Annotated in this window: 9 protein-coding genes; 5 read left to right on the forward strand and 4 right to left on the reverse strand. The window is 69.0% G+C overall.

Features of this window, described 5'->3' with window-relative positions; genetic code table 11:
• Positions 1-52 precede the first annotated feature (52 nt).
• A complete protein-coding gene (gene argJ, locus BWQ92_RS02540; RefSeq protein ID WP_076798096.1) occupies positions 53-1,219 on the reverse strand; it encodes a bifunctional glutamate N-acetyltransferase/amino-acid acetyltransferase ArgJ in 1,167 nt (388 codons plus the stop codon).
• On the reverse strand, positions 1,216-2,247 hold the full coding sequence (gene argC / locus BWQ92_RS02545; RefSeq protein ID WP_076798097.1) for an N-acetyl-gamma-glutamyl-phosphate reductase: 1,032 nt from the start codon (positions 2,245-2,247) through the stop codon (positions 1,216-1,218). Before argC ends, argJ begins: the two co-directional genes overlap by 4 nt.
• Before the next feature lie 165 nt (positions 2,248-2,412).
• Between argC and BWQ92_RS02550 the strand changes: the two genes are divergently transcribed.
• The 3 genes from BWQ92_RS02550 to BWQ92_RS02560 all read left to right on the forward strand — a co-directional run bounded on the left by BWQ92_RS02550 (position 2,413) and on the right by BWQ92_RS02560 (position 8,870).
• A complete protein-coding gene (locus BWQ92_RS02550) occupies positions 2,413-3,378 on the forward strand; it encodes a quinone oxidoreductase family protein (RefSeq protein WP_076798098.1) in 966 nt (321 codons plus the stop codon).
• Between the two features lie 164 nt (positions 3,379-3,542).
• Positions 3,543-7,487 (forward strand): Pls/PosA family non-ribosomal peptide synthetase, encoded by a 3,945-nt coding sequence (locus BWQ92_RS02555; RefSeq protein WP_172804338.1) that lies wholly within the window; start codon positions 3,543-3,545, stop codon positions 7,485-7,487.
• A 33-nt stretch (positions 7,488-7,520) separates the two neighbouring features.
• Positions 7,521-8,870 carry a M1 family metallopeptidase gene (locus BWQ92_RS02560; RefSeq protein ID WP_076798099.1) on the forward strand — a complete coding sequence of 450 codons (1,350 nt, stop codon included), beginning with the start codon at positions 7,521-7,523 and terminating at the stop codon, positions 8,868-8,870.
• A gap of 103 nt (positions 8,871-8,973) precedes the next feature.
• Here the strand turns inward: BWQ92_RS02560 and pheT are convergent, their stop codons facing one another.
• Together pheT and pheS are read right to left on the reverse strand one after the other, a co-directional pair.
• A complete protein-coding gene (pheT, locus tag BWQ92_RS02565) occupies positions 8,974-11,517 on the reverse strand; it encodes a phenylalanine--tRNA ligase subunit beta (protein WP_076798100.1) in 2,544 nt (847 codons plus the stop codon).
• A 2-nt stretch (positions 11,518-11,519) separates the two neighbouring features.
• Positions 11,520-12,581: a phenylalanine--tRNA ligase subunit alpha gene (pheS, locus tag BWQ92_RS02570; RefSeq protein ID WP_076798101.1), complete on the reverse strand. Its 1,062-nt coding sequence runs from the start codon at positions 12,579-12,581 to the stop codon at positions 11,520-11,522.
• A 331-nt stretch (positions 12,582-12,912) separates the two neighbouring features.
• Between pheS and BWQ92_RS02575 the strand changes: the two genes are divergently transcribed.
• Positions 12,913-13,443 (forward strand): DUF4157 domain-containing protein, encoded by a 531-nt coding sequence (locus BWQ92_RS02575; protein ID WP_236783085.1) that lies wholly within the window; start codon positions 12,913-12,915, stop codon positions 13,441-13,443.
• Positions 13,436-14,098 carry an SIMPL domain-containing protein gene (locus tag BWQ92_RS02580; RefSeq protein WP_076798102.1) on the forward strand — a complete coding sequence of 221 codons (663 nt, stop codon included), beginning with the start codon at positions 13,436-13,438 and terminating at the stop codon, positions 14,096-14,098. Before BWQ92_RS02575 ends, BWQ92_RS02580 begins: the two co-directional genes overlap by 8 nt.
• Positions 14,099-14,114: the final 16 nt, after the last annotated feature.

A 14,114-nucleotide genomic window follows, 5' to 3' on the forward strand; every position in this document is an offset into this window, starting at 1 on the left:
GGTTGCTGGCGGATCTGGCTTGAGTAGGCCCATCTAGCTCGAGTAGGCCTATCTAGCTTGAATAAGCACTGTTCTCGTGGACGTAGTCGTGCGTGAGGTCGTTGGTCCAGATGGTGGCCTCCGCCTCGCCGGCCTGCAGATCGATTTCGACCCTCACCTCGCGCGGTTCGAGATCCACCAGCTTGCGGTCCTGGCCGATGCCGCCGTTCTGGCAGATCTGGATGCCGTTCATGGACACGTTGAGCTGGTCCGGCTCGAAGACGGCGTCGGTGGTGCCCACCGCGGAGAGCACCCGGCCCCAGTTGGGGTCCTTGCCGAAGATGGCGGCCTTGAAGAGGTTGGAGCGGGCCACGGCCCGGCTGACGGTTTCGGCATCGCGTTCGGTGGCGGCGTTGAACGTGCGGATCGCGATGTCATGGCTGGCACCCTCGGCATCGCCGATCAGCTTGCGGGCCAGCTCGGCGCAGACCTGGGTGAGGCCCTTGGCGAAAACCCCGTCGGACGGAACTGCCTTGGATGCGCCCGAGGCCAGCAGCACCACGGTGTCATTGGTGGACATGCAGCCGTCCGAGTCGGCGCGGTCGAAGGTGACGCGCGTAGCGTCGCGGAGGGCGAGGTCGAGCAATTCCGGCTGGACGTCGGCATCCGTGGTCAGGACCACCAGCATGGTGGCCAGCCCGGGCGCCAGCATGCCGGCGCCCTTGGCGATGCCGCCGATGGTGAATTCGTTGCCGTCGGCGTCCGCGCCGGTGAAGACCGCCTGCTTGGAGACCGTGTCGGTGGTCATGATCGCGGTGGCGGCGTCAGCTCCGCCGTCGGCGCTCAGGGCGGCTGCCGCTGCATCGATGCCCGGGACGATCTTGTCCATGGGCAGCTGCTCGCCGATCAGGCCAGTGGAGCACACAAAGACATCGGTGGCGGACAGGCCGAGCGCCTCGGCCGTTTTTTCCGCCGTCGTGTGCGTGTTCTGGAAGCCCTGCGGGCCGGTGCAGGCGTTGGCCCCGCCGGAGTTGAGGATCACGGCGTCGACCCGGCCGTCCGAAACCACCTGGCGCGACCAGTGGACGGGGGCCGCGGCCACCCGGTTCGAGGTGAAGACGGCGGCCGCAGCCTTGGACGGTCCGTCGTTGACCACGAGGGCGAGGTCCGGATTTCCCGAGGCCTTGAGTCCTGCCGTGACGCCGGAGGCGCGGAATCCCTTGGGGGCGGTAACGGTCACGGGGCAACTCCCTGCAGGTTGAGGCCGGCGGTTTCCGGCAGGCCAAGGGCAATGTTCATGGACTGTACCGCTCCACCGGCGGTGCCTTTGGTCAGGTTGTCGATGGCGCAGGTGACGATGACGCGCCCGACGTGTGCGTCGTAGGCAAGCTGCATGGCGGCGTGGTTGGAGCCCTGCACGGACTTGGTGGTGGGCCACTGGCCCTCGGGCAGCAGGTGGACGAACGGTTCGTCGTCGTACGCTTCCGCCCAGGCACGGCGCAGTTCCTCGGCGCCGACGCCGGGCTTGACCCGTGCGGTGGCGGTGGTGAGGATGCCGCGGCTCATGGGCGCCAGGGTGGGGGTGAAGGAAACCGTCACGTCTTCACCGGAGGCGTTGGACAGGCCCTGCTCGATTTCCGGCGTGTGCCGGTGGCCGCCGCCCACGCCATAGGGGCTCATGGACCCCATGACCTCGGAGCCGATAAGGTTCACCTTCGCCGCTTTGCCGGCCCCCGAGGTGCCGGAGGCAGAGACGATGACGACGTCGTTGCCCTCGAGCAGGCCGGCTGCGAAGCCCGGCGTGAGGGCGAGCAGCGAGGACGTCGGGTAGCAGCCCGGGACGGCGATCCGGCTGGCGCCCTTGAGCTTCTCCCGCTGGCCTGGCAGCTCAGGGAGGCCATACGGCCAGGTCCCGGCGTGGTCCGAGCCGTAAAACTTTTCCCAGGCGGTGGCGGATTCCAGGCGGTGGTCGGCGCCGGCGTCGATCACCACTGTGCCCTCGGGCAGCTTGGCCGCGATCTCGGCGGACGCGCCGTGCGGCAGGGCGAGGAACACGACGTCGTGCCCCGACAGGTTCTCCACGCTGGTGTCCTCGAGAATCCTGCTTGCCAGGCCATGGAGATGCGGCTGCAGTTCGCCTAGTCTGGAACCGGCGTTGCTGTGTGCCGTGATGGCCCCGATAGTGACGTCCGGATGGCCGGCCAGGAGCCGGAGGACTTCGCCGCCGGCGTAGCCGCTGGCGCCTGAAACGGCAACAGAAATAGTCATAGCCACGACTATACAGCAAGACTATGCATAGGTCCCGATATTTATGCATAATCCAGCCGTGCCTCCTTACGCCGGGTTCCGCCCGACTTCGCCTGTTCCGGCCCGGTCCCTAGGATGAGGTGAGGAAGGGTGCCGGAGGTCCCGGCCCGGAAAAGGAGAAATTCCATGACGCACGCCATCGTCGCCCGGCAGCCGGGCGGACCGGAGGTTCTGGACTTCACGGAGATCGACCGCCCCGTCCCCGGTCCCGGCCAGCTGCTGGTGAAGGTAGCGGCAACCGGCGTCAACTTCATCGAAACCTACCAGCGCAGCGGCACCTACAAGGTGGCCTACCCGTTCACGCCGGGATCGGAAGCCGCCGGCGTTGTCGAGGAGATCGGCGAAGGCGTGGAGGACTACACCGTGGGCAGCCGGGTAGCCACGGCCGAGGGAACCGCCTGCTACGCCGGGTACATCGTGCTGGACGCCGCAAAGGCGCTGCCCGTACCGGACGCCGTCGACGATCAGACCGCCGCGGCCCTCCCGCTCCAGGGCATGACGGCCCACTACCTGATCAACTCCTCGTTCCGCGTTGAGCCCGGGCACAGCGTGCTGGTCCACGCCGGCGCCGGCGGGGTTGGCCTGCTGCTGATCCAGCTGCTGAAGGCCCGCGGCGCCCGCGTCATCACCACCGTTTCCACGGATGAGAAGGAATCCCTGGCCCGCGGTGCCGGCGCGGACGAGGTGCTGCGCTACAACGGATTCCCCCACGCTGTCCGCGATCTGACCCACGGCGCCGGCGTGAACGTTGTGTACGACGGCGTGGGCAAGGATACGTTCGACGGCTCGCTGTCGAGCCTGCGCACCCGCGGTTCGATGGTGCTCTTCGGCGCCGCGTCCGGCCCGGTCCCGCCCGTGGACCCGCAGCGGCTCAACGCCGGCGGCTCACTGACCCTGACCCGCCCGTCGCTCGCCCACTTCCTCGGCAACCCGCAGGAACGCCTGTGGCGCTCCACGGAAATCTTCGGCGCCGCGGCCGACGGCAGCCTGAAGGTGCGCATCGGCGCCACTTACCCGCTGGCCGAGGCCCGCCGGGCACACGAGGACCTCGAAGGCCGGCGCACCACCGGCAAGGTCCTGCTGCTCCCCTAAAACGGCCGCACTCCCGTAACAATGCAGCCCCGGATGAACGGAAGGGAAACGATGTCACCTTCCGTTCATCTTGCTGGGAGAGAATCCACCGCGTGATTGAGCCCCTGCCGAAAGTCCTGGACACCGCCGCTCCCCCTGCCGCCGGGGCACCGGCGGCGGAGGCGGTGCACCAGCCACAGGTGTATGCAGCGCAGCTGCCCCGCGCTGCCGCCGCGCCGCCGGAGCGGACCCTGGTGGACATCCTCACCGAGACCGCCGCACGTTTCCCCGACGCTTCGGCGCTCGACGACGGCCGCCGCTCGCTGAGCTACGCCCAGCTCCTGGCCGAGGTTAAGGCCGAGGGCCGGCGGCTCCACCAGGCCGGACTGGGAGCCGGTGACAAGATCGGTGTACGGATCCCTTCCGGCACCAACGAGCTCTACATCGCAATCCTGGCCGTGCTGCTGATCGGTGCCGCGTACGTCCCCGTGGACGCGGATGACCCGGACGAACGGGCCAAACTGGTTTTCGGCGAGGCACGGGTAGCCGCCATCCTGCGTGCCAACGGTGACATCGTCACGCACAGCAAGCGTCCCCGCCCTTTCCCGGCCCCGCGCCCGGCCACCCCCGACGACGACGCCTGGGTCATCTTCACTTCCGGTTCCACCGGGACGCCCAAGGGGGTGGCGGTGCAGCACCGTTCCGCAGCGGCATTCGTGGACGCTGAGGCCCGACTCTTCCTGCGGGATGAGCCAGTGGGGCCGCAGGACCGCGTGCTCGCGGGACTGTCCGTGGCCTTCGACGCGTCGTGTGAAGAGATGTGGCTGGCCTGGCGCCACGGCGCCTGCCTTGTGCCGGCCCCGCGGGCCCTGGTGCGCACGGGCATGGACCTGGGACCGTGGCTGATCAACCACGGCATCACGGTGGTCTCCACCGTTCCCACGCTTGCGGCGCTGTGGCCGGCAGAGGCCCTGGAGAACGTCCGGCTGCTGATCTTCGGCGGCGAGGCCTGCCCGCCCGAACTGGCCGAGCGCCTGGCCGTGGACGGCCGTGAAGTGTGGAACACCTACGGACCCACCGAGGCAACAGTCGTGGCCTGCGCCGCTCCCCTGGGCGGCACCGGCCCGGTCAGGATCGGGCTCCCGCTGGACGGCTGGGACCTGGCCGTGGTGGACGCTCACGGCGTCCCGGTGGCCGAAGGCGGGGTGGGCGAGCTCATCATCGGCGGCGTGGGCCTGGCCCGCTACCTCGATCCGCAGAAGGACGCGGAGAAGTACGCCGCCATGCCATCGCTGGGATGGGCCCGCGCCTACCGTTCCGGCGACCTGGTCCGCTTCGAGCGTGCCGGCCTGATCTTCATGGGACGCGCCGACGAACAGGTCAAGCTGGGCGGCCGCCGGATCGAACTCGGTGAGATCGACGCTGCCCTGCAGTCCCTCCCGGGCGTTGCGGGCGCCGCCGCCGCTGTCCGTACGACGGCGGCGGGCAACCAGGTCCTGGTGGGGTACCTGGCTCCCGCCGGCGGGACGGACCCCGCACCGGACGTTGCTCCCTTGGACCTTGCCGCGTTCCGTGAGCTCCTGTCCGCCACCCTGCCGGCCCCGCTCATCCCGATGCTGGCCGTCGTCGACACCCCGCCCACCAAGACCAGCGGGAAGGTTGACCGGCATTCGCTGCCCTGGCCCCTGCCGGGCGCCGGCGCGGCGGCAGCGGACGCCGCGCCGCTGAACCTGCCGGAGGATGCCCAGTGGATCGTTGAGCAGTGGCAGGCAGTGCTGGGCAGCAGCGTCGCCGGCCTCGACGCCGACTTCTTCGCCCACGGCGGCGGTTCGCTCGCCGCGGCGCAGCTCGTCTCCGCACTGCGGGTCCGCTACCCCACCATCACCGTGGCCGACATCTACGCCACCCCGCGCATCGGCGCGCTGATCGAGGCGGCCCGCCAGTCGCTGCCCGACGGCGCCTCCGCCGGTCCGGCCCCGGAACGGCCCGTCCGCCCCACGGCCCTGAAGTCACAGGTCTTCCAGACCCTCATGGGCATCCCGCTGCATATCCTGGCGGGCATGCGCTGGCTGACTTACCTGATGGCTGCCAACAACGTCCTGTTCACGCTTGCCGGGTTCACCGGCGCCCCCACGGTGTCCTGGTGGTGGGTGGCCGCCTCCTGGCTGGTCTTCGTCAGCCCGCTGGGACGCATGGCCATCTCTGTTGCCGCCGCCCGCCTCCTGCTTCGCAACGTGGAGCCGGGGACTTATCCGAGGGCAGGGAAGGTGCACCTGCGCCTCTGGCTGGCCGAACAGATCCAGGATCTGGCCGGCGCCGTCAGCCTCGCCAGTGCGCCCTGGGTGCCCTACTATGCAAGGGCCCTCGGCGCCAAGATCGGCAGCAACATCCATCTGCACTCGCTTCCCCCGGTGACCGGCTTCCTCACCCTGGGGCGGGGCTGCAATATCGAGCCCGAAGTTGACCTTTCCGGGTGGTGGATCGACGGTGACATTGTCCGCATCGGCCACATCCACGTCGGGGCGGACGCCACCGTGGGAGCCCGCAGCACCCTCATGCCCGGGGCCAGCATCGGCGCCGGCGGGCAGGTGGAAGCGGGCTCCGCCGTGCTGGGCAAGGTCAAGTCCGGCCAGGTGGTGGCAGGCTCCCCGGCCCAACGGCGTGGCAAGGCGAAGCAGGAGTGGCCCCCGGCACAGCCCACCAGTTCCCTGCTGGGCCGCCTCTGGTTCACGGCCTTCGCTGCCGCGTCCGCCATCCTCGCGCTGATCCCTTACGCTTCAGCCGCGGCCGCGGCCCTGGTGGTCTTCCTGTTCATCGGGGGCAACGACTCACTGCTCAGTGCCCTGCCCCAGGTGCTGGCATCCGTTCCCCTCGCTGCGCTGACCTGGTTCCTCACCAATATGCTGCTGATCCTGGCCACCACCAGGCTGCTGGGACTCGGCCTGAAGGAGGGCTATTACCGGGTCCGCAGCCGCGTGGGCTGGCAGGTGTGGGCCACCGAGCGGGTGCTGGACATGGCCCGGGACATGCTGTTCCCGATCTACGCCAGCTTGTTCACGCCGGTTTGGCTGAGGCTGCTGGGAGCCAAGGTCGGCAAGAATGTCGAGGCCTCCACCGTCCTGCTGCTGCCGCGCATGACCACGGTGGGCGAGGGGGCCTTCCTCGCCGACGACACGATGGTGGCCTCCTATGAGCTCGGCGGCGGATGGATGCGGATCGCGCCGGCGAAAATCGGCAAGCGCTCCTTCCTTGGCAACTCCGGCATGACCGCGGCCGGGCGCAGCGTGCCAAAGAACTCGCTGGTAGCAGTCCTCTCCGCGACCCCGGGCAAGGCCAAGTCAGGCACCTCCTGGCTGGGCAGCCCGCCGGTCAGGCTGCGGCGCACGGCGGTGGCATCCGACAGCACCCGCACGTTCCAGCCGCCGGCCAGGCTCAAGGTGGCCCGGAGCCTCTGGGAGCTCTGCCGGTTCGTGCCGGTGGCCCTGACGGTGGCCCTTGCCCTCGGTGTGCTGCTCGTCTTCGACTGGCTCGCCTCCACCCTCGGCTACGGCGCGGCGGCAGCCCTCGGCGGCGTGGTCCTGCTGCTCGCCGGCGGGGTCGCGGCAGGCTGCTCCGTTGCCGCGAAGTGGCTGCTCGTGGGCAGGATCAAAGCCGGCGAACACCCGTTGTGGAGCTCCTTTATCTGGCGCAACGAGGTGGTGGATACATTCATCGAAATGGTGAGTGCCCCGTGGTTCGCCCGCTCCGCCAGCGGCACCCCGGCGCTCGTCTGGTGGCTGCGTGCCCTTGGTGCCAGGATCGGCCGCGGCACGTGGTGTGAAAGCTATTGGCTTCCCGAGGCGGACCTGGTGACGCTCGGCGCCAGCTCAACAGTCAACCGCGGCTGCGTTGTCCAGACGCACCTGTTCCACGACCGCATCATGAGCATCGACACTGTTAGTCTCGAAGACGGGGCGACGATGGGCCCGCACGGCGTGATTCTGCCGCAGGCGAGGATTGGCAAGGGCGGGACCGTCGGTCCGGCGTCCCTGGTGATGCGGGGTGAGACCGTTCCGGCCGGGACGTACTGGATGGGCAATCCGGTCAGCCCGTGGACCGGGCCCGCCGTTTCCGCGCCCCGCCTGAAGTAGCAGCCAGCCACAGCCAAGGAAGTCACACGCAGAATGAGCTCCGGAGATATGCCCGGCCCGGCCGCCGTCCTCCCAGCCGGCGCCCCGGCCACCGCGGACCCGTACGTCCCGGGCCACGGAACGGATGCCTACCGCGTCCTGCACTATGACCTGGAGCTGGACTACAAGCTCGCCAGCAACCGCCTGACCGGCCGCGCAGTCCTGGCGGCTGTGGCAGCACGCCGCACAGCCGCCGTCGTGCTCGATATGACCGGCCTCCGGGCGCTGAAAGTGCAGCTGAACGGGGTCCGGGTGCGGAAGTACACCCAGCGCGCGGAGCAGCTGGTGGTGCACTGCGAACAGGCCCTCGAGGCGGGGGCCGAATTCAGCCTGGAGATCCGCTATGACGGCAATCCGCAGCCGCGGAAAGGGCTGTGGGGCGAGGTCGGCTGGGAGGAGCTCACCGACGGCGTTCTGGTGGCAGGCCAGCCCAACGGAGCACCGTCCTGGTTCCCCTGCAACGACCATCCGCGGAACAAAGCCAGCTACCGCATCAGCGTCACCACCGACGCCGGCTACCGGGCTGTCTGCAACGGACTCCTGGTGGGGCACACGGTGAAGTCCAGCCGCGAGACATGGGTTTATGAGCAGAACCAGCCCATGGCGACTTACCTGGCGACAGTCCAGATCGGCCGTTATTCCCTGGAAAGCCTGCCCGGTTCCGGCAGCGTGCCCCAGTTCCTCGCTGCCCCTGCCCAACTGATGGCCCGGGCACGGACCGCGCTGGCGCGCCAGCAGGCCATGATGGGCACCTTTGTCAGCTGCTTCGGCCCGTATCCGTTCCCGGACTACACGGTGGTGGTCACCGCGGATGAACTCGAAATCCCGCTCGAGGCGCAGTCGCTCTCGATACTGGGCCGCAACCACCTCGACACCGAGTGGGAGTCACAACGGCTGATCGCCCACGAGCTGTCCCATCAGTGGTTCGGCAACTCCCTGACCGTCAGCGCCTGGAGCGACATCTGGCTGCACGAGGGGTTCGCCTGCTACGCAGAATGGCTCTGGTCCGAGGAAGCAGGCGTGATGTCCGCGCAGGAGTGTGCCCTGGCGGCATGGCAGCGGCTCACTGCCGAACCCCAGGACATCCTGGTGGGCGATCCCGGCGCAGAACTCATGTTCGACGACAGGGTCTACAAGCGCGGAGCGCTCGCCCTGCACGCCCTGCGCCGCCGCAGCGGGGACCTCGCCTTCTTTGCGCTGCTGCAGGAATGGACCCGGACACACGCCCACAGCTCCGTGTCGACGCCCGAGTTCATCCTGACGGCCAACCGGGTCACCGGACTGGACACCGAAGCGCTGCTGCATCCGTGGCTGTACGAAGAGGCCCTGCCGCCGGTGCCCTGAACCGTCCGGCTGGACGTTTGCCGGCATAAAGAAAGACCACGCCCAGAACCTGGCGTGGTCTTTCCTCATGGTCAGCTACCGCTGGACGGGTTCCCCGGCACGCTTACCGCTGGACGGCGCCGAACCGCTCGGCTGCGGCGGCGACGGCGTGCTCCCGCGCCTCCGACGCCTCGTCGGCGGTCAGCGTCCGGTCGGTGGCGCGGAACCGCAGGCCGAAGGCGAGGGACTTCTTGCCGTCCTCGATCCCCTTCCCCGCGTAGACGTCGAACAGGGCGACGTCCTCCAGCAGCTCGCCGGCGCCTTCACGCAGCGCGGCCAGCACGTCGTCGGCGGGGACATCCTGCGGCACCACGAGGGCCACGTCCTGGGTGGCCACCGGGAAGGTGGAGATGTGGCGCGCCACCACAACGTCGGCCGCCGCTTCGAACAGGGCCTCCGCGTTCAGTTCCAGCGCGACGGAGCGCGCCGGGACGTCGTGCGCGGCCAGGAGCTTGGGATGCAGTTCGCCGGCGTACCCCACAACCTCGCCGGAGCGCAGCGAAAGCTGCGCGGCGCGGCCCGGGTGGAACGCCTGGTGCCGGCCCTGGGTGACCACAAGCTCAACACCCAGGACGTCGCCGGCCAGGCGTGCGATGTCCAAAGCGTCCGCCCAGTCCCACAGCCTCGGCGAGTGACCCGCGGCAGCCGGGGAATCATGGCCGGTCAGGACGGCGGCGATGTGCAGCGGCTGGTCCGGAACGCCGTCGTACAGCGCGTCCAGCACCTCATCGGATGGCCTGACGCCCAACGGAGGAATGGAGGGCGTCCCCAGCGTTTCGCCGGGGAGGAACACCAGGCCGGCCTCGAAGACGGCGAGGTCGCGGAAGCCGCGGGAGTGGTTGCGCTTGGCCACCTCCAGCAGGCCTGGGAGCACCGACGTCCGCAGGTAGCCGTGCTCCTCGCTGATCGGGTTGGCCAGCTTGACCGCAGTGCGGGGTGCACCCTCCTCGGCGACGCCGAACGTGTCGTTGGCTGCCTTCGACACGAAGGGGTAAGCCAGGACCTCGGTGAGGCCGGCGTCCGCCAGTGCCTGGACCAGGCGGCGGCGCTGCTGCTGCACGCGGGTCAGGCCCCGGCCGGGAGGCGCCACCGGCAGGGTCGCCGGAATCTGGTCGTAGCCCACCAGGCGGGCCACTTCCTCTGAAAGGTCTTCCTTGGTTTCCAGGTCGTTCCGCCAGCTCGGCGCGGTAACGGTCCAGCCGGCGTCGGTCTTTTCGAGAACAGCGCCGAGATCCTCGAGGGACGTGACGATCTGCTCTTCGGTGAAGTCGATGCCGATCCGGGCGGCGGGGAATTCGGCCGGCAGTGCGATGGTCACGGCGTCCGGCGAGGTGCCGACGTCCGTGCCGGTTTCGTCGGCGGTGCCGCCGGCCAGCTCCACGAGGAGGTCGACGGCGCGCTGGGCCGCGATGTTGGCGACCTGCCAGTCCACACCGCGCTCGAAGCGCTTGGACGCTTCGGACGGGAGCTTGTGGCGCCGGCGTGAGCGGGCGATGGAGACTTCCTCGAAGTGGGCCGCCTCGACCAGGACCGTCGTGGTGGTGTCGGAGACCTCGGTGGAGGCGCCGCCCATGACACCGGCGACGCCGATGGGGCCGGAGGCGTCGGTGATCAGCAGGTCCTCGGCGTCAAGCGAGCGCTCCTTGCCGTCGAGGGTGGTCAGCTTCTCCCCCGCCACGGCGCGGCGCACCACGATGTCGCCGGACAGCTTGTCCTGGTCGTAGAAGTGCAGCGGCTGGCCGAGTTCGAGCATGACGTAGTTCGAGATGTCCACCGGCAGCGAGATGGACCGGATTCCGGCCAACCGAAGCCTGGCGGACATCCACGGCGGCGTGGGCCGGGTGGCGTCCACACCGCGGACGGTGCGTGCCACGAACCGGTCGCAGCCGGGCTTGCCGTAGATGGGTGCGTCGTCGTTGATCTTGACGCCGTAGCCGCCGGAGAGGGCAGCCGGAGCGTTCACCCTGGACGCCGGATCGGTGAATGCCGTGCCGGTGGCGTGGGCGTATTCCCGGGCCACGCCGCGGATGGAGAAGGCGTAGCCGCGGTCAGGGGTCACATTGATTTCGGCGGCCTGGTCGTAGAGCCCCAGGAGTTCCATGGCGTCGGTCCCGATCTCGGGGTCCAGCCCGATCCGGGAAAGCACCAGGATGCCGTCGTGGTCCTCGCCGATGCCCAGTTCGCGGACCGAGGCGATCATGCCGGCGGACATGTGGCCGTAGGTCTTCCGGGCCGAGATGTGGAAATCGCCGGGCAGGACGGCGCCGGGCAGAGTGACCACCACCTTGTCGCCTTCAACGAAGTTGTGCGCGCCGCAGACGATGCCCTGCACGCCGGAGGGGTCGATGCCCTTTCCCGTGAGGGTCTGCTCCTGCCCCTCGGGCACGACGCGGACCTGGCACCAGTTGATGGTCTTGCCGTTGGTCTGCGGTTCCTTGACCAGGCTCAGGACCTGGCCCACCACGACGGGTCCGCTCAGGGTGTCCGTGGGGCGGTGGACCGCTTCCTCTTCAAAGCCGACCCTGACCAGGTCCGCCATGACGTCTTCGGCCGTGGCTCCGGCCGGTACCTGCGCGAACTCACGCAGCCAGGAAAGTGGGATACGCACTGTTAGATCTCCATCCCGAAGTGCTCGCTGAAACGTACATCGCCCTCGATCATGTCGCGCATGTCGCCGACCTCGTTGCGGAACATGAGCGTGCGCTCGATGCCCATGCCGAAGGCAAAACCTGAATAGACGTCCGGGTCGATGCCGGCGGCACGCAGGACGTTGGGGTTGACCATGCCGCAGCCGCCCCACTCGATCCAGCGCGGGCCGCCCTTGGCGCCGGGGTGGAAGATGTCCAGCTCGGCGGACGGCTCGGTGAACGGGAAGTAGTTGGGGCGCAGCCGGATCTGGGCTTCGTCGCCGAACATCTGGCGGGCGAAGTGCTCCAGGGTTCCGCGGAGGTCAGCCATGCTGAGCTTCTTGTCGATGGCCAGGCCCTCGAACTGGTGGAAGACCGGGGTGTGGGTGGCATCGAGTTCATCGGTGCGGAACACCTTGCCGGGGCACAGCACGTAAATGGGCACCTCGCGCTCCAGCATGGAGCGGACCTGCACCGGCGAGGTGTGGGTGCGCATCAGCAGGTGGGCCTCGGGCGGCTCCACGAAGAAGGTGTCCTGCATTTCGCGGGCCGGGTGGTCCGGTTTGAAGTTCAGGGCGTCGAAGTTGAACCATTCCGATTCCACCTCCGGGCCTTCGGCGATTTCCCAGCCCATGCCCACGAAGATGTCCGCAACGCGGTCCTGCAGCGTGGACAGCGGGTGGCGGGCACCGGCCCGGCGGCGGCGGGGGGCTGCCGTGACATCCACCGTCTCCTCGACCAGGATCCGGGCGTCGTTCTCCGCTTCCAGCTCGGCGGTGCGGTCCGCGAGCGCCTTGTTAACACGTCCGCGCGATGAGCCCATCAGCTTGCCGGCAGCGGCCTTCTGGTCCTTGGGCAGGCGTCCGATTTCCCGGTTGGCCAGGCTAAGCGGCGACTTCTCGCCGGTGTGGGCCAGGCGGACTGCCTTGAGTTCATCGAGCGTGGAGGCGCCGGCAATGGCGGCGACGGCCTGGTCCACGGCGGCGTTGATGGCGGTTTCATCCAGAGGGTTCGGGACGGCGGCGCCCGGCAAAGTTTCAGTCATCTACTGTTCTTAGCTACGAGTCGGGTGGTGCCAGCGGCCGGTACAGCCGCGCCGGTTTTCCCGGCAGCGCATCCGTCGCTGGCACGTCATTTGCATGAAGTCATCCAAGGACGTCATCCAAAGACGCCATCCCAAGACAGGGCAGGCTCACCGGCTGGTGGCCGGCAGGCACTGTTCCCAGTCTAATTGACGGCACCGGGCTAATTGACAGCGGCCACTTACGTGACAGCGCACCCTGGTGTCCTGCCGCGGAGCTGTTGCGCGCACCTGTACCGCATACCTGTATTGCGGGAATGGCCGCCGATAGCATGGCCCCATGATGCACGCCCGCATGAGGCATCGTTCCAAGGCGAATGCCCCCGCCGCCCCCGGCCCTACGCCGCCAAGGGTGCTGACGCAGGGACAGCGCCTGAGGCAGTACGCAAATGTGCTCAACGCCTCCACCCCGCTGGGCCTGGTGCTTGCCGGGCTGGCAGGCACCCGGACATTCCGGGGTCCCCGCGGCCTGATTGTGGCCACCGGCTACCGCTGGCGGCTCCCTCTGGCCGGCGCCTTTACCGTGGGCAACGTGGTGATCTTCCGCGCGGACGCCGACACCGCCATGACGGGCCGCGTGCTCCTGGGCCACGAGGAGCGGCACAGCACCCAGTACGCGTGGTGCCTCGGGCTGCCCTTCCTGCTGTTGTACTTCGCAGCCGCGGCATGGTCGGCCCTCAGGTACGGCGATCCGGCGTCGGGAAATCCATTCGAGCGTCATGCCGGCCTGGAGGCAGGCGGCTATGTGGACCGGAGGCGCAGGATAAACCGGAGGCACAGGGCGGGCCGGAAGCTGAGCGTGGACCGGAGGCGCAGGCATGGATGAAACCGTGGACCGGGCAGCGGTCCGGACTGTCGCAGTCACGGGATACGGAACGGCGGAGGCCGCCCCGGACCTGCTGACGCTCTCGATCGGTGTCGAGTGCCGGCGGAACACTGCGGGTGATGCCTATGCCGCCGCCGGAGCGGCGTCCGCTGCCGTAACAGGGGCACTGCGGGCCCGCGGGGTGCAGAGCCAGGACATCAGGACGTCCGGGCTTAACGTCCGTGCCGACGTCGTTTGGCAGGAAGGCAGGGGCCAGCAGGTCACGGGTTATATAGCGTCCAGCACGCTCAGCGTGCGGCTCCGGGATCTGGCTGCCGGCTCGGCGGTCATCGCGGCGGCCGTGGAGGCAGGCGGCAACGACGTCCGACTGGACGGAGTGCAGCTCGGCTTCGCAGACACCGCGGCCATTCTCGCGCTGGCCCGCGAGAATGCATGGGCTGATGCGCGGACCGCTGCAGCGCAGCTCGCCGGGCTCGCGGACGCCGAGCTGGGTGAGGTCATCTCCGTGCGGCAGCAACCCGTGCCGTCAGCGCCCGTTCCGGTGGGCGGGATGCAGCGGGCCTTCGCCGCCGACTCCGTGGCAGTGGAAGCCGGGAATCTTAGCGTGAGCACCAGCATCACCGTTGAGTGGGAGCTGCGCTCCCCTACCCGCTGACGCGCCTAGCCGCTGA

Origin of the sequence: Arthrobacter sp. QXT-31 (assembly GCF_001969265.1) — a bacterium.
Classification (GTDB): domain Bacteria; phylum Actinomycetota; class Actinomycetes; order Actinomycetales; family Micrococcaceae; genus Arthrobacter.

Coding starts and splice junctions, on each gene's coding strand:
- BWQ92_RS02575 (WP_236783085.1), top strand. CDS start 12,913: ATGAGGCATCGTTCCAAGGCGAATGCCCCCGCCGCCCCCGGCCCTACG.
- BWQ92_RS02550 (WP_076798098.1), top strand. CDS start 2,413: ATGACGCACGCCATCGTCGCCCGGCAGCCGGGCGGACCGGAGGTTCTG.
- argC (WP_076798097.1), bottom strand. CDS start 2,247: ATGACTATTTCTGTTGCCGTTTCAGGCGCCAGCGGCTACGCCGGCGGC.
- pheS (WP_076798101.1), bottom strand. CDS start 12,581: ATGACTGAAACTTTGCCGGGCGCCGCCGTCCCGAACCCTCTGGATGAA.
- BWQ92_RS02580 (WP_076798102.1), top strand. CDS start 13,436: ATGGATGAAACCGTGGACCGGGCAGCGGTCCGGACTGTCGCAGTCACG.
- BWQ92_RS02560 (WP_076798099.1), top strand. CDS start 7,521: ATGAGCTCCGGAGATATGCCCGGCCCGGCCGCCGTCCTCCCAGCCGGC.